Below are 20,437 nucleotides of genomic sequence, written 5' to 3'. Positions count from 1 at the left end.
CGTGTTTCCATGAATCACGGGGTGGGTGACGTTGGAGCTCTCGAGAAGTCGCGAACGTGCCTGGACACAGTCGGGCCGCATCCTGGGTCGCCTGCTGCTGGCGGCCTCTGCCATCCTATGCGCCGGCGCGCCGCACGGCGTCCTCGCCGCAGCGGCGCCGTCGACCACTGCGGCGCAGGCCGAGAGCCCCTGGCCCTACACGGTGCGCCTGGATGCGCGCAACACTCTGGAGGTCTATCCGCCGCAGATCGACAACTGGGACGGCTTCCATCTGCAGGCGCGCGCCGCCGTGGTCATGCGCGAAGGCGGCAACACCAAGGGCGGCGATGCCGGCTCGCGCGCCACCTACGGCACCATCGAGCTGAGCGCACGAACGCTGGTCGACAAGAGCACGCGCACCGTCACGCTGGACCAGTACACCGTGACCCGCGCCGATTTCCCCAGCGCCGGCGCCCAGTCCGATGCATGGGTCGCGGCGCTGCGCAAGGACGCGGCGGGCAAGCGGCGCGTGATCAGCCTGGACCGGCTGGAGGCGCAGGTACAAGGCGTGCAGGTGGCCGCGCGCAACGCGCAGCAGCCGCTGCGCAACGACCCGCCGGACTTCATCTTCTCGCAGCAGCCGGCGATGCTCATCACGATCGACGGCGCGCCGCACTACGCCCATGCCGAAGGCACCGGCCTGCAGCGGGTGCTCAACACCCGCGTGCTTCTCGTTCGCGACGCCGACGGGCGCCACTACCTGCACGTGTTCGATGGCTGGATGAGCGCGCCCACGCTGGACCGTGATGCAAGTTGGAGCGTGACGCCGGAGACGGCCGATCTGCGTCGGCTGCGCACCGAGGCCGAGAAGAACCGCGCCGCCGACCTGCTGACCGGCGTGACCGCGGCGACCAGCAAGGACGCCGGCCAGGCGCGGCAGGCACCGCCTTCGCTGCGCAGCGGCGCGCCACGCATATTCGTGGCCACGCGCCCGACCGAACTGATCGTCAGCGATGGTCCATGGCAATGGACGCCGCTGGCCGGCACGCCGCTGCTCTACGTGAAGAACACCACCGGCAACGTGCTGCGCGACAACGACGACCAGCAGGTCTACCTGCTGGTGTCCGGCCGCTGGTTCCGCGCGCCGACCGAGGCTGGCCCATGGACCTTCGTGGCGGCCAATTCGCTGCCACCGGCATTCGCCGGCATCCCGGACGACAGCGAGAAGGAAAACGTCAAGGCCTCGGTGGCCGGCACGAGCCAGGCGCGCGAGGCGGCGATCGCCACCTCGGTGCCGCAGACCGCGGCCGTCAAACGCGCCGACGCACGGCTGACCCCCTTGCGTTTCGACGGCGGCGCCCCGCAGTGGCGCGCCATCGGCGGCACGTCGCTGAGCTACGCGCCCAACACGCCGACGCCGCTACTGCGGGTCGACGAGCACAGCTACTACGCGCTGGAAAACGGCGTGTGGTTCACCGCCCCGGGCGCCGACGGACCGTGGGTGGTCGCCACCGCGGTGCCGCCGGCCATCTATGCCATTCCGCCCAGTTCGCCACTGCACTACGTGACCTACGTGCGCGTGTTCGGCGCCAACGACGAGTATGTGTACGTGGGCTATTCCGGCGGCTACCAGGGCGAGTACGTGGACCCGGCAAGCGGCGTGGTGGTGTACGGCACCGGCTACGTGTACGACCCGTGGGTCGGCACGGTCTGGGTCGGGGCCCCGCTGACGTACGGCTACGGCGCCGCCGTGGCCTACACCCCGTGGATGGGCTGGGGCTTCGGCTTCTGCTTCGGCTGGGCCTGGGGTGCGGCCACCTCCGCCTGGGGCTGGGGCTGGGGGCCCTATCCGTACTGGGGCCCGTGGGGCTACGGCTGGGGCGGCTGGTGGGGCGGCGTGGCCTACGGCCCGGCCGGCGGCGCGCTGGCCTGGGGCCCGGGCGGCTGGGCCGGTTTCTCCGGGCCGATCTATCACCGCTGGGGCGACGTTGCCGGCGTGTCGCGCGCCTCGGGCGGCTTCAATGCCTGGAGCGGCAACCGCTGGGCCGGGCGCACCGGCATCGCCTACAACTCGCGCACCGGCGCCATGGCGGCCGGCCAGCGCGGCGTGGTGAACAACATCTACACCGGCAACTTCGCCGCCGGCTCCCGTGGCGTGGTGCGCGGCCCTGGCGGCGTGGTGGCGGGCGGCGCCCACGGCACCGCCGGCAACATCTACAGCGGCGACCGGGTCAGCGGCGGTCGCGGCTTCGTCTACAACCCGGCGACCGGCGAGCGCACCGCGGTGTCCGGCGTCCACGGCCAGCAAGGCGGCGCCGCGCGCATCGGGGACGACGTCTACGCCGGGCATGACGGCAACATCTACCGCAATACCGGCGACGGCTGGCAGAAGCACACGGACGGCGGCTGGGAGCCGGCGAACGGCGGGACGGCCGCTGCCCGTCCCGAGGTGCAACAGCAGCTCGACCAGGCGCGACAGGCGCGGTCCGAAGGCCAGTTGCGCAGCGGCCAGCACCAGCAATCGACCGCCAACCTCAACCGCAGCTTCGGCGGCGGCCACTACCAGGGCGGCGGCTTTTCCGGCGGCGGTGGCCGGTTCGGCGGCGGCTTCCACGGCGGCGGTTTCGGCGGCGGCATGCGCGGCGGAGGTTTCCGGCGTTGAGGGGTCATTACCCGGCGGACACGGGCCGGCCGCCGTCAACACCGGCCCCGTTCAGGAGAATCTTCATGCGAAAGCTTTCCACTCGTCACGGCGCGCTGGTTGCCGCGGCAAGCGCCCTCACGCTCAGCCTGGGCGCCATCGCCACGCAGGCCCAGGCGGCCTCGCCGCCCGCGCACAAGACGGTCGAACTCGCCGACGCCAAGGGCGGCGTGCAGACGGTGACGGTCGTGGGCGAGATCACCCAGGTCGACGTGGCGCAGCGCGTCGTCTCGATCAAGGGACCGAGAGGCAACATCGCCGACCTTCGCGTCGATCCTGCCGTCAAGAACCTGGCGCAGGTCAAGGTGGGCGACCGCGTCCAGCTGACCTACCGGGTCGGCGTCGCGCTCGCCCTGCTCAAGGGCGGCGACGAGATCCGCCAGCGCGTCGAAACCGAAGGCGGTGCCGTCGCTGCGCCCGGCGAGAAGCCCGGCGCCGCAGCGGTGGCCGTGACCACCGTCGTGGCGAATGTCGAGGCGGTCGACAAGAAGAAGAACATCGTCACGCTCAAGGGGCCGCAGGGCAACCTGGTCGACGTGGTCGTGCGCGACGCACAGGCCATCAAGGACGTCAAGGTGGGCGACCAGGTCGCCGCGCGCGTGACCGAATCGCTGGCCGTGCAGGTCAAGCCGGCCGCGAAGGCCAAGAAGGCTCAGTAACCGGCAGGCCCGGGGCCGGATGCGTCCGGCCCCGCCCACGGGGCCGGTTCGCCGCGCCCGCGATCAGCTGGACGACGTGGAGGCTTCGTTGAGGCTCTGCGCCGCGACCACCGCCTCGGTGCGGTTGCGCACGTTCAGCGCCCGGAAGATCGCCGCCAGGTGGATCTTGACCGTCCCCTCGCTGATGCCCAGGCTGCGGCCGATCAGCTTGTTGGGCTTGCCCTGGGACAACAGCTGCAGCACCTCGACCTGGCGCTCGGTGAGCACCTTGCGCAGGCTGTCGAGCGTGGCGGCGCCGCTGCCCGCCGGCCGTGGCGCCAGGCCGCCGGCCATGCCGGGCGCCGCTTCCGCGCCGCTGGCGGCGATCACGCCGCTCGGCACTGCCGACAGCATCATCGGCGGCACGTAGACGCCGCCGGCAAGCACCAGCCGCACCGCCGAGAGCATCACCTCGGGCGAGTAGGCCTTGGGAATGAAGCCCAGCGCGCCGCGCTCGAGCGCCGCTCGCATAAGTTGCGGGTCCTCGTGGCCCGAGAGCACGATCACCGGCACGCTGGGGTGTCGCCGGCGCAATTCGTCGATGTGGGAATAACCGTCCGCCCCCGGCATGTTGAGGTCGACCACGGCGAGGTCGACGTCGTCGGAGGCCATGCCCAGCAGTTCGTCCACGCTCAGCGCGATCAGGAACTCGATGCCGTCCTCGATCTCGGACAGCTTGGACTTGACCGCCTCGGTGACGAGCCGATGGTCGTCGGCGATCAGGATCTTCATGACATTTCCCAGGGAATGTGGCCGTTATGTTTCTAAGACGCCGACGATAGCGTCGAAAGCATTACTCAGCAAGGCGTCGCGCCTTTCTAACGGCATAGCTCACATGCCGTATGGTGCGGCGCGGGAGCGCTGGGAAGAATTCGCTTCACTTCACAAAACGCGGTGGGACGATGAGCGTCTGCCAGAGTTGCCGGCGCACGGCCACAGCCACCGCGGCCCGAAAAGGCGGCGAGACGCCATGACTCGCCTGCTCGACTTCTTTTCTCCATTGATCGAGCATGGCCTCATGCTCGCGGGCCAGCCGGCGCGCGCCGACCCGCCAGCGAATGCGGCGCAGCGCGAGCGCGCCTTCGTCCTGCTCGATCAGGCGCGGGCGGCAGCGGCCGCCGCCGGCTATCCCGGCCCGGCGATCGAGTCGGCCAGCTTCGCGATGGCGGCCTGGGTCGACGAGATCCTGTCGCGCGCGGCCGGGCACGACGTTCCGGGCGCCGACACGCCCGTGCAGCAGCGCCTGTTCAACTCCGGCAACGCGCGCACCGAGTTCTTCCATCACCTGTCGGGCCTGCAGCCGCAGGACGACGAGCTGCGCGAGGTCTACTGGACCGCCCTGGCGCTGGGCTTTGCCGGCCAGTACTACTTCGAGGACGGCGACCGGGGGGAGCTGGGCAAGCTCAAGGCGCTGCACGGGCGCCAGTTGCGCACGCCCCCGCTGGCGCCGCACGACGACGCGCGCCTGACGCCGCAACCTTACGAGGTGCCCGATCCGGCGCGCCCGGGCCAGGCGCTGCTGCGTGAACGCCGCGTGCTCACCAGCGGCGCACTGCTCGCGTTGCTCATGCCCGTGCTGGCGCTGGGCTGGCTGCTGCTGGCCGGCCACGGCGAGGCGCGCCCCTCGCTGGCCCAGCGCGTCGACGCGCAACTGCAGCACCTGCCGTGCGCCGACCTGAACGTGCAGGCCGAAGGCGGCCTCGTGCGGGTCGGCGGCTTCGTCTCCCGCCCGCAGGACATGCAGGCCGTGCGGCGCGAAGTACAGGACGTGCCCGGCGTCAGCGCGGCGCGCTTCGACCTGGGCCTGCGTCCGTGGCCGCATTGCGAAGTGCACGCCATCCTCAAGCCCTACCAGGCCCGCAACCAGGCCAAGGGCTACGGCTTGCGCATCAGCGCCCCTTCCGCCCGCGATGGCCGGCTGCGCGAGGGCGATCCGGTCGTCCTGCGCGTGCGCCAGGCTGCGTTCGACGGCAACTTCTGGGTGGACTACTACACCGCCGACGGTTCGGTGCTCCACCTGCTGGCCGGCCGGCCGCGCCAGGCCCTCGCCGCCGGGCAGCAGCTCGACCTGGGGCAGGACATCCCGGCCAGCTGGCTCGTCAGTCCGCCGTTCGGCACGGTGATGGTCACGGTACTGGCTTCGCCCTCGCCCATCGCGGGGACGGAGGACCGGCCGCCGTTCGAGCTGGCCTCGGCCTACCTCCAGCGCCTGCGCGAGATGCTGGCCGCCCAGCGCGGTGACGACCGGCTGGCAGCCGACATCATCGAGCTCGACACCGTGGAGCGCCAGTGACTGCCGCCGGGGCCCCGCCATGAACCCGGCGCTGCAGGCCGCCCTCGAGACCGCCTGGCTGTGGAAGCTGGCGCTGGCCTGCTGCGCCGGCCTGGCGCTGCTGTGGTGGTCCGTGCGCGGCGCCCGGCGGTGGCGCCGGCTGCGCTCGCTGCGCGGGGCACTGGCGCGGGTGCAGGATGCCGCCGCAGACGCGCCTGCGACGCAGGCGCTGCGCGACACGTTCGACCAGGCATGCGCCGCGCTGCAGGCGGCGCAGCCGGGTGCGGGCCGCATGGCGCTCTATCACCGGCCGTGGGTGCTGTTCCTCGGAGAGTCCGACAGCCGCGTCGGCGACCTGATGCATGCCGCCGCGCCGGCCGCCCCCTCGCACGGCAGGCTGCCACGCACCTTCTGGCGCTGGCACCTGCTGCCGCAGCTCGTGGCCATCGAGCTCGATCCCCTGCTCGTCGAACTGCCAAGCGCGCAGGAAGACTCGGCGCAGGCGCGGTCGGCGCTGGCGCGCTGGTACGCGGCCTTGCTGCTGCTGGCGCAGCGGCGCAGCGCGCTGCCGCTGGACGGCATCGTGCTGTGCGTCGATGCGCAGCAGATACTGCGCACGCCGGATGCCGCGGCCGACCTGGCGGCGCGCCTGCGCCGGCGCGCCGACGAGGCCTCGCAGCATCTGCGCCTGCGCCTGCCCACACAGGTGCTGGTCACCGGGCTGGACCGCCTGCCCGGCTACGCGCCGGTACGCGAACTGCTTCCCGAGCCGATGCCGGCGCAAGCCGTGGGAATCCGCGTGCCGCCGGGCGCGCTGCTGGTGATCGACGACGCGCTGGACGATCTGGGCAATCGGCTGCGCGCGCTGCGCATGGGGCTCGTGCGCGACCACGCCGATGCCGGCCATCAACTGGCCGTGCACCGCTTCTTCGACCAGTGGCTGGCGCTGCAGGCCGGCCTGAGCCTGCTGCTCAAGCGCCTGTTCGCCCCGGGCGGCGCGCCCTATCGGCTGCGCGGACGCGGGCTCTACTTCGTGGCGGCGCCGGGCAACGACGCGCAGGCACCGCGCGCCGCCTTCGTCGACGACCTGTTCGGGCGATTCCTGCCGGCCGAACGCGCCTTCGCGCGCCTTCGCCGCTGAGCGCGCGCCGCGCCAGCCCGGCGGCTATCTGGACAGGCTTGCCTGCCGCGCGCCGAGGTTCAACTTGAAGCTGTTCCCCTGGCCGACCTGCAACGGCTGCAGGTCGCGCCAGCGGGCGCGCTCCAGGTCGCGGTAGGCCGCCATCACGCCCAGGCTCCTGGCATCGGGCTCCAGCGTCATTTGCAGCGTCTTCTTCTCGCCCGGCGCGAGCTGGAATTCCTCGCGCTTGACCAGTTCGGCGCCGAGCGTGGCGCTGTCCTTGTCGTAGAGCGAGAAGAAGTCGGCCGACTGGAACACGCCCGGCGTCTTGAGCGCGTACACGCGCACCGTCAGCGGAGAGGCACGGCCGCGCGCGTCGGGGTTGAGGTCGGCCGCGGCCGTGATGTCGAGCGTGACCGCGGTCACCACCGGCTTGGGCGCAGAAGCGCAGCCCGCCAGCACCGCCAGCACCGCCAGTGCGCCGGCCACGAGAAGCGGCCGGCGCGACAGCGTCGCGATGCGGCCCCCGGGCGCCTGCGCAGCGAGTCGCGCGCGATGCGCATAGGGCAAAAGGCCGGTTCGGTTGGCGTGCATGCTATTGCCTTCGTTGCATTGACCGTGCTGGGTGCATCTTTGATTATCCCCAGTCAACGCCAGGCGACAACCATGCTGACACCCGAACGTGTAGCTGAACTGCAGGCGCCCATCAGCGAGGACTCGCCGACGGGCGACAACCTCGAATACGACAGCGCCTACATCGCGCTGGATTCGGCGTCCCAGGGCAAGCCGGAGCAGCAGTTCGGCGACACCGTCATTGCCGCGGTCGAGCCCGACTGGCGACTCGTGCAGGAGCAGGCGCAGTCACTGCTGGCACGCAGCAAGGATGCGCGCGTGGCCATGCTGCTGCTGCGCGCCAGCACGCGCCTGCAAGGCATCGAAGGCTTCTCGCAGTGCCTGTCACTGCTCGGCGGGCTGCTCGAACGCTACTGGGACACGCTGCATCCGCAACTCGATGCGGACGACGGCAACGACCCCACCATGCGGCTGAACGCGCTGGCACCGCTCGCCGACGAACGCACGGTGCTGCGCGACCTGTACGACGCGCAGATCGGCGTGGCGCGTGGCACCGGTGCGCTGCGCGTGCGCGATGTGGCCATTGCGCACGGCCAGCTCGCCGCGCCGGCTGGCGAGGCCGCGCCATCGCCGGCGCAGATCGACGGCGCGCTCGCCAGCATCCATGCGCAGGCGCCCGAGCGCATCCGCACGCTGGCCGCACTCGCGGCGCAGGTCGACGGACTGCAGGCGCTGCTGTCGCGGCACACCGGTCGAGGCGACGCGATCGACCTGGCGCCGCTGCGCGGCATCTGCAACATGCTCGCCAAGGCCTGCGCCCCGCTCGAGGCGGGTGCAGGCACCTCGCCGGCAGGTGGCCACGCCTCGGCGAGTGGCGCCATCGACGACGGCGGCGACCGCGTCGACGGCGCTTCCGGCGAACGCACCGAGATCCGCAGCCGCCAGGAGGCGCTGCAGGTGCTCGACCGCGTCATCCACTACCTGCAGCAGACCGAGCCGGGAAATCCGGCGCCGCTGCTGATCATGCGCGCCAAGAAGCTCATCGGCGTGAGCTTCATGGAGATCATGGCCGACCTGGCACCGGGCGCGATCGACACCATCGAGACCGTCACGGGCAGGCAGTCGGCCCAGGCGCAGTAGCACGCCGTAGCGCATACCGCCCGTCACGACCCAGTTCCCCCGCAAGGAGAAGACCATGGCCCAGAGCAGTCAGAAGTTCATCGCCCGCAACCGGGCGCCGCGCGTGCAGATCGAGTACGACGTCGAGCTGTACGGCGCCGAGAAGAAGATCCAGCTGCCTTTCGTCATGGGCGTGCTGGCCGACCTGTCGGGCAAGCCGGCCGAGCCGGACAAGGTCACGCCCCCGGGGGAGCGCAAGTTCCTCGAGATCGACGTGGACAACTTCGATTCGCGCATGAAGGCCATGAAGCCGCGCGCCGCGTTCGAGGTGCCCAACACGCTCACCGGCGAGGGCAATCTCAAGGTCGAATTGAACTTCGAGAGCATGGACGACTTCTCGCCGGCCGCCGTGGCACGCAAGGTGGACGCGCTCGACAAGCTGCTGCAGGCACGTGCCCAGCTGGCCAACCTGGTCACCTACATGGACGGCAAGGGCGGCGCCGAGAACCTGCTGGCCAAGGTGCTGGACGACCCGGAACTGCTCAAGTCCCTGGCCGCCACCGCCAAGCCCGCCGCCGAGCCGCCGGCCGCTGCCTGAGCACGCGGCCCCACCGATCCACCAGGAGAACACCATGGCCGACGCCGCCGAACAGCAGCAAAGCGCACTCAAGGAAGTGGAATACGCCGGCAGCGACTTCTCGTCGCTGCTGAGCAAGGAGTTCAAGCCGCGCAGCGACGAGGCCCGCAGCGCCGTCGAGGCCGCCGTGCAGACGCTGGCGCAGCAGGCGCTGGCCAACACCACGATCATCGGCAAGGATGTGACGCAGTCGATCCAGGCCATGATCGCGGCCATCGACGCCAAGCTCACCGAGCAGGTCAACCGGATCATCCACCACGAGGACTACCAGAAGCTCGAGAGCGCGTGGCGCGGGCTGCACTACATGGTCAACAACACCGAGACGGACGAGAACCTGAAGATCCGGGTGATGGACATCTCGAAGAAGGAACTGCACAAGCAGCTCAGGAAATTCAAGGGAACGGCCTGGGACCAGAGCCCGTTGTTCAAGAAGATCTACGAGCAGGAGTACGGGCAGTTCGGCGGCGAGCCGTTCGGCGCCATCCTGGGCGACTATCACTTCGACCAGAGCCCGCCGGACGTGGAACTGCTCGGCGAGATGGCCAAGATCGCGGCGTCGGCGCACGCGCCGTTCATCACCGGCGCAAGCCCCAACCTGATGCAGATGGAATCGTGGCAGGAGCTGGCCAACCCGCGCGACCTGACCAAGATCTTCTCCACGCCCGAATACGCCGCCTGGCGCTCGCTGCGCGAATCGGACGACTCCAAGTACATCGGCCTGTGCATGCCGCGTTTCCTGGCGCGCACGCCCTACGGCGCCAAGACCAACCCGGTGGAAGAGTTCGACTTCGAGGAGGACACCGACGGCGCCGACCACGGCAAGTACGCCTGGGCCAACGCCGCCTATGCGATGGCCACCAACATCAACCGTTCGTACAAGCTGTACGGCTGGGGCTCGCGCATTCGCGGCATCGAGTCCGGCGGCGCGGTGGAGAACCTGCCGCTGCACACCTTCCCGAGTGACGACGGCGGTGTCGACCAGAAGTGCCCGACCGAGATCGCCATCAGCGACCGGCGCGAGGCGGAGCTGTCCAAGGCCGGCCTGCTGTCGCTCATCCATCGCAAGAACTCCGACTTCGCCGCCTTCATCGGTGCCCAGTCGCTGCACAAGCCGGCCGAGTACGACGATCCGGACGCTACCGCCAACGCCAACCTGGCCGCGCGCCTGCCGTACCTGTTCGCCTGCAACCGCTTCGCGCACTACCTCAAGTGCATCGTGCGCGACAAGGTGGGCAGCTTCAAGGAGCGCGCGGACATGGAGCGCTGGCTCAACAAGTGGATCATGAACTACGTGGACGGCGACCCGGCCAACTCGTCGGAAGAGACCAAGGCGCGACGCCCGCTCGCCGCCGCCGAGGTGGTCGTGGAGGAGGTGGAAGGCAACCCCGGCTACTACGCCTCCAAGTTCTTCCTGCGCCCGCACTACCAGCTCGAAGGCCTGACCGTGTCGCTGCGGCTCGTCTCCAAGCTTCCCTCGGCCAAGGGCGCCGGCTGACGCGAAGGAGGTTTTCGCCGGCCGGCCGGACGCGTCTTTCAACCGGGCCGGCTGGTTCGTCTTCCAGATAGCTCCCGGATCAGCCCACCGCCTCGGCAGCGATCCGGACAGCACCGTCGTTCCACCCACACATCCGAAAGGTGAGCATCATGGCCGTAGACATGTTTATCAAGATCAAGGACATCGAGGGCGAGTCGGCCGACGACAAGCACAAGAAGGAGATCGACGTCCTGGCCTGGAACTGGGGCGTGTCGCAGTCGGGCACCGCGCACATGGGCGGCGGCGCCGGCTCCGGCAAGGTGAACGTGCAGGACCTGTCGCTCACCAAGTACATCGATTCGGCCTCCCATGCGCTGCTGCTGGCCTGCTGCAACGGCAAGCACATCGAGGAGGCGACGCTGGTGGTGCGCAAGGCGGGCGAGACTCCGCTGGAATACATCAAGATCACGCTCAACGACCTGATCGTCTCGTCGGTGAGCACCGGCGGCAGCGGCGGCGAGGACCGCCTGACCGAGAACGTCACGCTGAACTTCGGCAAGTTCAAGTACGAATACGTGCCTCAGGATGCCAAGGGCGCCGGCGGCGCGGCCAAGACCATCGGCTGGGATATTGCCGCGAACAAGAAGGTGTGAGCCGGGCAGGAGGCCCGGAAGCGCTCAAGCCTCGGGACAGTCCGTATCCACCGCGCCGAGGTCGATCTCGCCGCGCGCCTGCTTGGCCAGTGCCTGGTAGCGCCGGCGAAACGCTTCGAGCTTGTCCTCCTCGAGTTCCTCCAGGTCCAGCAGGGCGTTGTGGGCGCCCTTCGTCGCGCGGATCAGTTCATCGAGCTTGACCTGCATCGCCTCGGTGTCGCGGTTCTGCGTGTTCTGGATCAGGAACACCATCAGGAAGGTGACGATGGTGGTGCCGGTGTTGATCACCAGCTGCCAGGTGTCGCTGAAGCCGAACAGCGGCCCGCTGACGATCCACACGACGATCAACGCGGCCGCGATGGTGAACACATGCGGCCGGCCACAGAAGCGCGCCGCCACCTTGGCAAAGCGCGAATACCACGAGCTCTTGCTGTCGTCCATGGCGCGGGACTTTGCGCGCCCTCCCAGCGCCGGGCAAGGGAAAGCGGCGCCAGTCGGTGTCGGACGATGCCCCGGGCATTCCGGATTCGCATGTCCGCGCACGCGAGGATGCATGCCGGCGCCGGCGCGCCGGCATCACCATCGGCGCCATGACTCCAACCTCCCGTTCCACCGCCCCGCTGGGCGCCGCCCTCTGGGTCACGCTGGTCGCGGCCTGCGCCGTGGCCTGCCTTTCATTCGGCGTGCGCGCCGCCTTCGGCCTGTTCACCGATCCGCTCACGCGCGAGCTGGGTGTCTCGCGCGAGGCGTACGCCGTTGCCATCGCCATCCAGAACCTGGCCTGGGGCCTGACGCAGCCGGTGGCCGGCTACCTGGCCGATCGCTTCGGGGCCCGCTGGGTCATGCTGGCCGGCGCCGTGCTCTACGCCCTGGGCGTCGCGGGACTGGCCATTTCCACCTCGGCGTTGCAGATCGTGCTGTGCGGCGGCGTGCTGGTCGGCCTCGGCATGGGCGGCGCTTCGTTCACGACCGCACTCGCCGCGCTCGGCCGCGTCATGCCGCAGACGCACCGCGGCTGGGCACTGGGACTGGGCACGGCCGCCAGTTCGCTGGGGCAGTTCGTCGTGGTCCCGCTGACGCAGGCGGCGATCGGGGTGGACGGATGGCGAGCGGGCGCGTGGCTCATGGCGGCGGCCATGGCGCTCGCCATTCCCGCGGCGCTGCTGGTGCGCGACAGGCCGGCCGGCGGCTTGGCCGTCGGCGGCGCCGGCCCCTCGCCGTTGCGCCTGCTGCGCACCGCATTGCGTGACCGGGACTACGCACTGCTGGTGCTCGGCTTCTTCGTCTGCGGCTTCCAGCTGGCCTTCATTGCCACGCACTTCCCGGCGTACCTGGCCGACCGCGGCATCCATCCGGCGCTGGCGTCGTGGGCGATCGCGCTGATCGGCTTGTTCAACGTCGCCGGCGCCTACCTGGCCGGCGCCTGGAGCGCGCGCCTTGGCAAGGGCAGGCTCCTGGCCGGCCTCTACGTCGGCCGCGCCGTCGCGATCGGGCTGTTCATCCTGGCGCCGCTCAGCCCTGCCACGGTGCTGGTGTTCAGCGCGGCAATGGGGCTGATGTGGCTGTCCACCGTGCCGCCCACGTCCGGCCTGGTGGCGTCGTTCTTCGGCACGCGCTACATGGCCATGCTGTTCGGGTTCGTCTTCCTGAGCCACCAGGTCGGCTCGTTCCTCGGCGTCTACCTGGGCGGGCATCTCTACGCACGCACCGGCAGCTACGACACCGTTTGGTGGCTGTGCATCGTCCTCTCGATGGCCGCCGCGGCCGTCAACCTGCCGATCCGCGAGCGGCCGTCGCAGCGCTTCATGGCGCTCCAGGGCTGAAGGCACGCGATGGAGCGCCATGCCCTGCGCCAGCATCTGGCGGCATGCCTCATCCTCGGCGCGCTGGCGCTGGCCGGCCTGGCCGCGCAGCAGGCCCTGGCCGCGCGCTCGTCGGCGGCGGTGCACATGTGGGTGTTCACGCGCGGCGCGCCCGGGCCGGCCATGGCGCGCGTGCTCCATGCCACCGACGTCCGCCTGATCGACGCCTGGGCGCGCGGCCAGGTGCTGCTCCTCGAAGCGCCGTCGCCCGCCGCCGTCCGGGTGCCGCGCGCCGACGCCTGGCTGGTGCTGCGCCTGCCGCCCGGCGCCGCCGCGCTGGCTGGCTGCGGCTGACGCGCTGCGCCATGCGCCGGCATGTGATGCAATGACGATCCGTTCGCGTCGCCGCTGCATGTCCGTACCCCTGGCCCGTCTCTTCTCGCTCGACCTGCTCAAGGCCTTCGTCGCCACCGGGCGGCGGCTGAGCATCACGCAGGCCGCCGACGACCTGTGCCTGACCCAGTCCGCCGTGAGCCGGCAGGTTCATGCGCTGGAAGCCCAGGTCGGCACGCGCCTGTTCGTCCGCCTGCAGCGCGGCGTGGCGTTCACGCCGGCGGGCGAGCGCCTGTTCCGCAGCGCCGACCCGGCCGTGCAGCAGTTGCAGGAAGCCGCCGCCGAACTCGCCGGCGGCGGCAGTGCGGCACACGCGGTCACGCTCACGGCCAGCGTCGGCGTCATGGCCGTGTGGCTGCTGCCGCGCCTGTCGCGCCTGCAGGGCCGGCACCCGGGCCTGGACGTTCGCCTGTCCACCAACAATCGCGTGAGCGACCTGCGCGCCGACGGCATCGACATCGCCCTGCGCTATGCGCGCGAAGGTGCCGTCCCGTCGGCGGCGCTGCGCCTGTTCGACGAGACGCTGGCGCCGGTGGCGCATCCGCGCGTGGCGCAGGCGCTGGCACGCGGCGAGCCTTGCCCGCTGCTCGAATACGACGACACGCGCACCTGGCTGCACTGGCGCACCTGGCTGGCCGATGCGTCCAGCCCGCCCCCGCGGCGACAGATGATGCGCTTCAACCAGTACGACCAGGTGGTCCAGGCGGCCCTCGCCGGCCAGGGCCTGGCGATCGGGCGCATCGAACTGCTGCAGCCGCTGATCGACAGCGGCCAGTTGTCGATCGTCGAGATGGCCTGCAAGCCGATGAAGAGCCCGTACGCGATCTGGCTGCTGCTGGCCGACGAGCAGCCGCGCGAGCAGGTGCGCCAGGTGGCGGACTGGATCCGCGCCGAGGCCGCGCAGGTGCGGCAATGGCGCGCGCCGGCGGCCGTGCGGGAGCAGCCGGCAGCGGCCACCGGCTAGAGTCGGCATCCACCCGCCCCGATCACGGACCACGCCCTGACCACGCCCGCATCGACCCTGCCCGCCGCCGGCCGTTCCCTCGGCTTTCCCCTGCTCGTCTGCCTGGGCCTGTCGCAGGTCGTCGGCTGGGGCACGCTGCACTACCTGATCGGGCTGTTCGCCGCCCCGATCGGCGCCACCATGCAATGGAGCCCGACCTTCGTGCAGGGCGGCTTCTCGCTGGCACTGGTGACCATGGGCCTGGCCTCGTACCGCGTCGGCGCCTGGATCGACCGGCACGGCGGCCGCGCCGCCATGATGGCCGGCTGCTGGCTCGGCGCCGCCGGCTGCCTGTTGCTGGCGACGACGCACGCCAAGGCGCAGTTCGTCGTCGCCTGGGTCTTCATCGGGCTGGCGATGCGCCTGTCGCTCTACGACGCCGCCTTCGCCTCGATGGCGCACGTGGCCGGTGCCGGTGCCCGGCGCCACATCGCTTTCATCACGCTGTTCGGCGGCTTTGCCTCCACCGTCTTCTGGCCGCTGGGCCAGGCCCTCATCGACGGCTTGGGCTGGCGCACGGCGCTGGTGGTCTACGCCGGGCTGCTTGCGGCCGCGTCGCTGCTGCATCTGGCGCTGCCCGCCAGCGCCGGCCGGCGCGCGGCGGCACACGCGTCCGGCACGGCGGCCGGGCCGGCCACCGTGGTGCCGGTGCGCGGTGCGTATCGGCTGTTCGCGGTCATCGCCATCAGCGTGCTGTTCCTTCAGACGGCCATGGCGGCCCAGTTCCTGGAGCTGCTGCGCGGCCGCGGCTGGGATGCGGCGACGGCGGTGCTGCTGTCCACCCTGCTGGGCTTCGGCCAGTTCGCCGGCCGCTTCAGCGTGGCGACCTGGGCGCGCCGCGTCGATGCCGTGCGCCTGAACCTGCTGCCTTGCGCCTGGCTGTGCCTGTCCTTCCTGCTCTACCTCGTGGCGGGTCGCACGCTGTGGGGCGCGGGCGCCTTCGCTTTTCTCTACGGCGCCGGCAACGGCCTGGCCACCATCACGCGCGGCGCCATCCCGCTTGTGATCTTCGACGCCGGCACCTATGGCCGCACGGTCGGCAAGGTGCTCAGGCCCGCCCTGTGGCTGGCGGCCGCCTCGCCGATGATCTTCGCCTTCATCATCGCGCGCGCCGGGCATGACGCGGCCGCGCTGGCGGCGCTGGTCATCGGTGCGGCGGGCCTGGCGGCCTCGGTGCTGCTGAACCGGCGCGTGCATCCGCGCCGGTCCGAAGCGCCAGGCTAGGGCAGCAGGCGCGTGGTCTCGTCGTCCTCGCGCGCCCACAGCACCAGCGCCGTGTAGTTGTCGTGGCCCGGCTTCGCCCGCGCGCGCACCTGCGCATCGAGCTGCGCCACCCAGCCGCCAGCGTCGCGCGAGGCGGCCAGCAGCTCCGTCAGGCAGTCGTCGTCCAGCGGCTCCCACAGTCCGTCGGTGCACAGCAGCAGCACGTCGCCCACCTGCAAGGGAAGCGGCGGCGACACGGTGATGTCCGGCGCCACCTCGACCGACCCGAGCGCCGACAGCAGCATGTTGCGCTGCGGATGGCTGCGGGCGCCCTCCTCGTCGAGCATGCCGCCAGTCACCATCTGCTGCACCAGGCTGTGGTCCACGGTCCGCAGCAGCAGCCGGCCGCCGCGGAACAGGTACGCCCGGCTGTCGCCGCAGTGGGCAAAGGCGACACGCTGCGTGGGCAGGTCGATCGCCGCCAGCACCACGGTCGAGCGCATGCCGGCCAGCCTGCCGCCCTCCGACTGGCGCGCCACGACGTCGAGGTTGGCCCGTTCGACCAACTCGCGCAGCAGCTGCGCATCCACCCCGGGTCGCTCGGCGAACCCGCCCAGCACGCTGGCCCGCACCACCTGCGAGGCCACGTCGCCGCCGCCATGGCCGCCGGCGCCATCGGCCACCACGCAGACCACGTGCTGCCCGTCGTTCCAGTGGCCGAACGCGTCCTCGTTGTAGCTGCGTCCCCCCGTCCTGGAGAGCGTCACGATCTCGATGTCGAAGTCCACTGCGCTCTCCTCTGGCCTTGCGCGGGCGGATCAGCCGCCGCCCGACTTCAGTCGCTTCATCTGTTCCTCGTAGGCCTGTACGAAGGCCTTGCCGAACAGGCTGTGGAAGTCGTCCTCCGCCTCCGACGCGATGGCGCCGTAGAGCGCGACGAACTGGTCCCACAGCCTGGCCTTGCGATTGGCGGTGAAAAGCGAATCCAGCGCGCTCCTGGCGGCGATCTTCTTCTCCAGCTCCTCCGGGGTGAAGCGCGCCAGCACGTGCGCGAGGGCGGCGCGCATGCCCACCATCACGCCGAACTCGTGCGCGCGCAGATCGTCATAGGCATCGCGCATGGCCTCTTCCGCGCCCATGAAGCCGCGCATGCCGGGCCCCAGCAGATGGCCCAGCGCCACCTCGGCGGTCGGCGAGAACTTGAGCGGGTTGTTGGCCTGCGCGGCGATCATGGTCACTTCGGCATGCACGCCCTTCTTCACTTCCTGGCGGGCCAGCAGCATCTGCAGCGTGCCCTCGGTGGCGGTGCGCAGCAGCACGCCGATGCGCTCCATCAGTTCGGGCGTGAGCCGTTGCGGCATCTGGTGCGTGCTGGCCAGCCCGCGCACGAGGGCGGCGAGCAGCGCGGCGTCGTCCACCGCGCCGCCGGCGGCCGGCGCAGGCACCGCCTCGCGTGCCGCGACCGGCGCCGCCGGCGCGGCGACAGGAGCGACGGCTGGCGCGGACACCGGCGCCGCCGGCAGCAGATCGGCGAACGGCGCATCGGCCGACGGCGCCGCGGGCACGACCGCCCTGGGCACGTCGAACCCGAAGCGCTCGACCGGCAGGTGGTCCGCCTTCGGCGCCGGCGCGGCGCGGGCCGGGCCGCCGGCCAAGGCCGCCAGCGGATCCTTGTTGCCGGCGGTGTTGGGCCGCCGCAGCGGATCGGCCAGCGGCGAGAGCGCGAGCGGGTCTTCCCCCGGCCTGGGCGCGCCGCCGAACAGGTGGTCGATGCCGGCGGCCGCGTCCGGCGCCCGCAGGCCGAGGTCGGAGAAGTCTTCGATGGCGCCCGGCTGCGGCGCCGCGGTGTCGCTGCCCAGCAGGTCGGCGAACGGATCATCGGCACTGGACGGGGCTGCCGCGGCGCGCTGGGCACGGCCGCCTCCGGATGGCGTGGCCATCGGGTCGGGGAACAGGCCATCGTCGGCCGGCTTCGCTGTCGCCGGCGTGGGCGTGGGCGTCGGCGCCGCGCTGCCGCCATCCAGCCCCGCCAGCAGGTCGGCGAAGGGATCGTCGTCGCGCGGCCGGGCCGGGGCTGCGGCCGGGTCGTCCACGCCGGTGACCGTGGCCAGCGACTCCACGCCAAGCTCGAAGCCGCCGATCAGCAGCTGCATGCCCGGCTGCAGCTCGGCCTCGTTGCCGGCACCCAGCGGCCGGCCGTCGCACGACAGCGCATTGCTGCCGCGATCGACGATGAAGTGCCGGCCATCGCGGTACTGCACCTGCGCATGCACGCGCGAGACGGTGCGGTCCGGATCGTCGAGCACCAGCGTGTTGTGCGCAGCCCGGCCGATGGTGCCGCCCTGCGGCCCGAACTGCGCGGCGGGGGGCCGCGCCACCGGCGCGCCCTGGTGGGATCGCACTGAGATGCGGATCATTGCAAGGTTCCTCCGTGGGTCCGCCACAGCCATGCCGAGATGCCGCCGAAGACCAGCGCCACCAGCAGCCAGGTTCGGCTGGCCGGGCCGAGGCGCCCGCCGTCGCGCACCAGCCGCACCAGCGCCGCGGCAAGGAATGCGGCAGCGACGATGGTCAGGATGTGGCGGGCCTGCATGCGTCGCGCTCAGGCGGGGCCGTCCATCGCGTCCAGCCAGCGCTGCTGGCGCCACGCGGGAGCTGCCGTGTTGAACAAGGGCGTGCCGGGCCGCAGCAGGCACAGCCATTCGGCAGCGGCGATGCGCTGGCGCTGGGCGGCCTCGCGCAGCACCCGCGCGGCATGCCCGGCCGACGGCTGCGCGCCCATGAAATAGCGCCCGCCCGGCACGAAGCCCGCCGCATGCGCCTGCCACCAGGCATGCACGCGAGCGGGCGCGGGCCAGGGCAGGCCGTCGTCTGCATCGGAATCGATCGCGTCGTCTTCGGGGTCGTCGTCCGGCCCGCCCTCGAAGCCCTGCGGCTGCGGGCCTTCCAGGTCCAGCGCCGCCAGATCCGCGCCGGTGAGCAGCGAGAAGCCCTCGCCCGCCGCACGGGCCAGCGCGGGGTCGTCCATCCGCTCGATCAGCCAGGGCGCGAAGTGCGGATCGCCCAGGTGTCCCACGGCGCGCACCGCCTCGGCCAGCCCGCCCGGGCTGTCGCGCACGGCCTGCAGCACCGGCGCGGCCTGTCGCGCCGGCAGGACGCGCAAGGCCAGTTGCAGGGCGGCCGAGCGCTCCGGCTGGCCGAGCAGCGCCGGCCCGGCGACCAGCTCGCCGAGCACCTGCGCGGCCGGCCCGTGCTCGCCGAGCAGCAGCGCGGCGCGGGCTGCCGCATACCGCGTGGGCACACCGCCCTGGCGCATCCGCGCCAGGCAGGCCGGCAGCAGGTCGGTGCGCCCGCCCTCGCCGGCGCTGCGCAGCGCCTGCATGCACAGCGCCTCGTCGTCGTCCTCCAGCGCCGGCGGCAGGAAGGCGCCCGGGTCCACCCGGTGCATGGCGCAAGCCGCCAGGCCGAGGCGGCGATGGAACGCCGACGCGGATGCGAGCAGGTCGCGCGTGACGCCGCGCAGCGAGGCGGCAGACGCCCAGCCCAGCGCCCACACCACCGCCTCCTGCGTCTGCGGCAGCGCCTCGGCGACGGCCAGCAGGCCGTCCAGCGCCCGGCCGTCGCGGCGCTCGAGCGACAGCGCGACCGCCGCGAACATCTCGCCGCGCCCGGCGTCCGCGAGTGCGCGCTGCGCCAGCGCGGCACCGGCCGGCCCGGCCACCGACAGGCCGTCGAGGTGCGCTGCCAGCCGGTCGTCCAGGCGCCGCAGCTGGTGCAGCCGCACGTGTGCGGCGCGCACCAGGAACAGCCGCTGCACGCACAGCAACGCCGCTTCCTCCACGTGGCGCCCCACCACCAGCGGCAAGGCATGCGGCGGGTCGGCGGTGATCGGGTCCGGCGTGTTCATTGCGCGCCGTCTCAGTCGAAGCGCTGCCAGGTCGCGCCGTCGAAGGCCACCACGTTGGCCTTGCCCACCGACCACAGCACGCCCTGCGCGGTCGACAGGCTGAAGCAGCTCACCGGCCCGATGCCGCCCATGTCCACCGGCACCAGGCGGTCCTGCGCGAGCGTGAACAGCGCGGTGCTGCCGGCGACGTAGAGCGTGTCCTGGAACCAGCACAGGTCCCACATGTCGATCGTCACCTCGTCCTCCCAGGCGATGGTCTCCCAGGCGTCGCCCCGGCCGCGCACCATCACGCCGCCCTGGCCGGCCGCGTACACGACGCCGTCGCCGGCGCAGCACACGGCCGTGAGGATCACGTTGGTGGGGCTGTCGCACGAGCGCCAGGCCTGGCCGTCGTAGTGCCATATCTCGCCGGCCCATCCGGCGGCGTAGATGTCGTCGTGGCCATACCCGTCGATCGCCTCGAAACCCAGCGCCTCGGTCTGCGCGGCGCGCGGCGCGCTGATGTCCAACCACTGGTGCTCGCCGGTGCGGCGATACACCTGCCGCTTGGCGCCGCAGGCGTAGACGTCGCCCTCGATGGTGCGGGCATTGCGGATCATCACCGGCGCGGGCCGGATCGACTCGTCCGTGCGCTGGCCCTTGCCGTAGGTGGCCACTTCGCCGTCCTCGCCGATCAGCACCGCCTTTTCGGGCGCGCGCCTGGCGAAGGCCAGGGCGGTGGAGTCCCAGGTGGTGTTGAACGCGTCGCCCCACGCGCCCTTGTACACGCCGACCAGGCTGGTGTGGGCAATGTCCTGCTCGCGCAGCGACTTGACCTTGGTGATCACGTAGACCAGCTCGCCCATGTACGCCGCGCCCCGCACGAATTCGCGCTCGTCCGCCACACGCTTGCTCATGACATGG

20 protein-coding genes are annotated in these 20,437 nt (G+C 71.6%); 12 read left to right on the top strand and 8 right to left on the bottom strand.

Annotated features, from left to right (window positions below; translation table 11 throughout):
- Positions 1–25 precede the first annotated feature (25 nt).
- Together VES41_RS12870 and VES41_RS12865 are read left to right on the top strand one after the other, a co-directional pair.
- Complete coding sequence (locus VES41_RS12870; protein WP_324817400.1) at positions 26–2,641, top strand: autotransporter; 2,616 nt, start codon at positions 26–28, stop codon at positions 2,639–2,641.
- Between the two features lie 65 nt (positions 2,642–2,706).
- Entirely contained in the window at positions 2,707–3,339 is a 633-nt protein-coding gene (locus tag VES41_RS12865) for a hypothetical protein (protein WP_324817397.1), read from the top strand.
- Positions 3,340–3,402: 63 nt separating this feature from the next.
- On the opposite strand, the gene VES41_RS12860 is transcribed toward VES41_RS12865, so the two are convergent.
- Entirely contained in the window at positions 3,403–4,110 is a 708-nt protein-coding gene (locus VES41_RS12860; RefSeq protein ID WP_324817395.1) for a response regulator transcription factor, read from the bottom strand.
- 238 nt (positions 4,111–4,348) lie between these two features.
- On the opposite strand from VES41_RS12860, the gene VES41_RS12855 reads away from it, so the two are divergent.
- Positions 4,349–5,671, top strand: coding sequence for a DotU family type IV/VI secretion system protein (locus tag VES41_RS12855; protein WP_324817393.1), 1,323 nt, complete (start codon positions 4,349–4,351; stop codon positions 5,669–5,671).
- A gap of 19 nt (positions 5,672–5,690) precedes the next feature.
- Positions 5,691–6,791 carry a type VI secretion protein IcmF/TssM N-terminal domain-containing protein gene (locus VES41_RS12850; RefSeq protein WP_324817390.1) on the top strand — a complete coding sequence of 367 codons (1,101 nt, stop codon included), beginning with the start codon at positions 5,691–5,693 and terminating at the stop codon, positions 6,789–6,791.
- A gap of 24 nt (positions 6,792–6,815) precedes the next feature.
- On the opposite strand, the gene tssJ is transcribed toward VES41_RS12850, so the two are convergent.
- Entirely contained in the window at positions 6,816–7,364 is a 549-nt protein-coding gene (gene tssJ / locus VES41_RS12845; protein WP_324817386.1) for a type VI secretion system lipoprotein TssJ, read from the bottom strand.
- A 72-nt stretch (positions 7,365–7,436) separates the two neighbouring features.
- On the opposite strand from tssJ, the gene tssA reads away from it, so the two are divergent.
- From tssA to VES41_RS12825, 4 genes are all read left to right on the top strand, one after another.
- Entirely contained in the window at positions 7,437–8,483 is a 1,047-nt protein-coding gene (gene tssA, locus VES41_RS12840; protein ID WP_324817383.1) for a type VI secretion system protein TssA, read from the top strand.
- 55 nt (positions 8,484–8,538) lie between these two features.
- The gene (tssB, locus tag VES41_RS12835; protein WP_324817380.1) at positions 8,539–9,060 is read left to right on the top strand and encodes a type VI secretion system contractile sheath small subunit; all 522 of its coding nucleotides are present in this window, start codon (positions 8,539–8,541) and stop codon (positions 9,058–9,060) included.
- A gap of 34 nt (positions 9,061–9,094) precedes the next feature.
- The gene (gene tssC, locus VES41_RS12830; RefSeq protein WP_324817377.1) at positions 9,095–10,594 is read left to right on the top strand and encodes a type VI secretion system contractile sheath large subunit; all 1,500 of its coding nucleotides are present in this window, start codon (positions 9,095–9,097) and stop codon (positions 10,592–10,594) included.
- A gap of 149 nt (positions 10,595–10,743) precedes the next feature.
- Positions 10,744–11,226 carry a type VI secretion system tube protein Hcp gene (locus VES41_RS12825; RefSeq protein ID WP_324817375.1) on the top strand — a complete coding sequence of 161 codons (483 nt, stop codon included), beginning with the start codon at positions 10,744–10,746 and terminating at the stop codon, positions 11,224–11,226.
- A 24-nt stretch (positions 11,227–11,250) separates the two neighbouring features.
- On the opposite strand, the gene VES41_RS12820 is transcribed toward VES41_RS12825, so the two are convergent.
- Positions 11,251–11,667 carry a low affinity iron permease family protein gene (locus VES41_RS12820; protein WP_324817372.1) on the bottom strand — a complete coding sequence of 139 codons (417 nt, stop codon included), beginning with the start codon at positions 11,665–11,667 and terminating at the stop codon, positions 11,251–11,253.
- A 149-nt stretch (positions 11,668–11,816) separates the two neighbouring features.
- On the opposite strand from VES41_RS12820, the gene VES41_RS12815 reads away from it, so the two are divergent.
- The 4 genes from VES41_RS12815 to VES41_RS12800 are packed head-to-tail and all read left to right on the top strand — an operon-like array spanning position 11,817 to position 15,648.
- Positions 11,817–13,049: an MFS transporter gene (locus tag VES41_RS12815; protein WP_324817369.1), complete on the top strand. Its 1,233-nt coding sequence runs from the start codon at positions 11,817–11,819 to the stop codon at positions 13,047–13,049.
- Positions 13,050–13,058: 9 nt separating this feature from the next.
- Positions 13,059–13,382 carry a hypothetical protein gene (locus VES41_RS12810; RefSeq protein ID WP_324817366.1) on the top strand — a complete coding sequence of 108 codons (324 nt, stop codon included), beginning with the start codon at positions 13,059–13,061 and terminating at the stop codon, positions 13,380–13,382.
- Positions 13,383–13,440: 58 nt separating this feature from the next.
- Complete coding sequence (locus tag VES41_RS12805) at positions 13,441–14,385, top strand: LysR substrate-binding domain-containing protein (RefSeq protein ID WP_324817365.1); 945 nt, start codon at positions 13,441–13,443, stop codon at positions 14,383–14,385.
- 21 nt (positions 14,386–14,406) lie between these two features.
- A complete protein-coding gene (locus VES41_RS12800; RefSeq protein ID WP_324817450.1) occupies positions 14,407–15,648 on the top strand; it encodes an MFS transporter in 1,242 nt (413 codons plus the stop codon).
- On the opposite strand, the gene VES41_RS12795 is transcribed toward VES41_RS12800, so the two are convergent.
- The 5 genes from VES41_RS12795 to VES41_RS12775 are packed head-to-tail and all read right to left on the bottom strand — an operon-like array spanning position 15,645 to position 20,430.
- Positions 15,645–16,415, bottom strand: coding sequence for a PP2C family protein-serine/threonine phosphatase (locus VES41_RS12795; RefSeq protein WP_324817363.1), 771 nt, complete (start codon positions 16,413–16,415; stop codon positions 15,645–15,647). The genes VES41_RS12800 and VES41_RS12795 overlap by 4 nt on opposite strands.
- A 30-nt stretch (positions 16,416–16,445) precedes the next feature.
- A complete protein-coding gene (tagH, locus tag VES41_RS12790; protein WP_324817360.1) occupies positions 16,446–18,044 on the bottom strand; it encodes a type VI secretion system-associated FHA domain protein TagH in 1,599 nt (532 codons plus the stop codon).
- On the bottom strand, positions 18,041–18,220 hold the full coding sequence (locus VES41_RS12785) for a hypothetical protein (protein WP_324817358.1): 180 nt from the start codon (positions 18,218–18,220) through the stop codon (positions 18,041–18,043). The genes tagH and VES41_RS12785 overlap by 4 nt, the downstream gene beginning before the upstream one ends.
- A 9-nt stretch (positions 18,221–18,229) precedes the next feature.
- Positions 18,230–19,534, bottom strand: coding sequence for a TIGR02270 family protein (locus VES41_RS12780; protein WP_324817355.1), 1,305 nt, complete (start codon positions 19,532–19,534; stop codon positions 18,230–18,232).
- Between the two features lie 11 nt (positions 19,535–19,545).
- Positions 19,546–20,430: a hypothetical protein gene (locus VES41_RS12775; RefSeq protein WP_324817352.1), complete on the bottom strand. Its 885-nt coding sequence runs from the start codon at positions 20,428–20,430 to the stop codon at positions 19,546–19,548.
- Positions 20,431–20,437: the final 7 nt, after the last annotated feature.

Source organism: Variovorax sp. (assembly GCF_035634955.1).
Taxonomy (GTDB): domain Bacteria; phylum Pseudomonadota; class Gammaproteobacteria; order Burkholderiales; family Burkholderiaceae_C; genus Variovorax.
Note: the sequence above shows the minus strand (reverse complement) of the source record. Positions and strands in the feature narration are given on the sequence as shown.

Coding starts and splice junctions, on each gene's coding strand:
- VES41_RS12865 (WP_324817397.1), top strand. CDS start 2,707: ATGCGAAAGCTTTCCACTCGTCACGGCGCGCTGGTTGCCGCGGCAAGC.
- VES41_RS12860 (WP_324817395.1), bottom strand. CDS start 4,110: ATGAAGATCCTGATCGCCGACGACCATCGGCTCGTCACCGAGGCGGTC.
- VES41_RS12855 (WP_324817393.1), top strand. CDS start 4,349: ATGACTCGCCTGCTCGACTTCTTTTCTCCATTGATCGAGCATGGCCTC.
- VES41_RS12850 (WP_324817390.1), top strand. CDS start 5,691: ATGAACCCGGCGCTGCAGGCCGCCCTCGAGACCGCCTGGCTGTGGAAG.
- tssJ (WP_324817386.1), bottom strand. CDS start 7,364: ATGCACGCCAACCGAACCGGCCTTTTGCCCTATGCGCATCGCGCGCGA.
- tssA (WP_324817383.1), top strand. CDS start 7,437: ATGCTGACACCCGAACGTGTAGCTGAACTGCAGGCGCCCATCAGCGAG.
- tssB (WP_324817380.1), top strand. CDS start 8,539: ATGGCCCAGAGCAGTCAGAAGTTCATCGCCCGCAACCGGGCGCCGCGC.
- tssC (WP_324817377.1), top strand. CDS start 9,095: ATGGCCGACGCCGCCGAACAGCAGCAAAGCGCACTCAAGGAAGTGGAA.
- VES41_RS12825 (WP_324817375.1), top strand. CDS start 10,744: ATGGCCGTAGACATGTTTATCAAGATCAAGGACATCGAGGGCGAGTCG.
- VES41_RS12820 (WP_324817372.1), bottom strand. CDS start 11,667: ATGGACGACAGCAAGAGCTCGTGGTATTCGCGCTTTGCCAAGGTGGCG.
- VES41_RS12815 (WP_324817369.1), top strand. CDS start 11,817: ATGACTCCAACCTCCCGTTCCACCGCCCCGCTGGGCGCCGCCCTCTGG.
- VES41_RS12810 (WP_324817366.1), top strand. CDS start 13,059: ATGGAGCGCCATGCCCTGCGCCAGCATCTGGCGGCATGCCTCATCCTC.
- VES41_RS12805 (WP_324817365.1), top strand. CDS start 13,441: ATGTCCGTACCCCTGGCCCGTCTCTTCTCGCTCGACCTGCTCAAGGCC.
- tagH (WP_324817360.1), bottom strand. CDS start 18,044: ATGATCCGCATCTCAGTGCGATCCCACCAGGGCGCGCCGGTGGCGCGG.
- VES41_RS12785 (WP_324817358.1), bottom strand. CDS start 18,220: ATGCAGGCCCGCCACATCCTGACCATCGTCGCTGCCGCATTCCTTGCC.
- VES41_RS12780 (WP_324817355.1), bottom strand. CDS start 19,534: ATGAACACGCCGGACCCGATCACCGCCGACCCGCCGCATGCCTTGCCG.
- VES41_RS12775 (WP_324817352.1), bottom strand. CDS start 20,430: ATGAGCAAGCGTGTGGCGGACGAGCGCGAATTCGTGCGGGGCGCGGCG.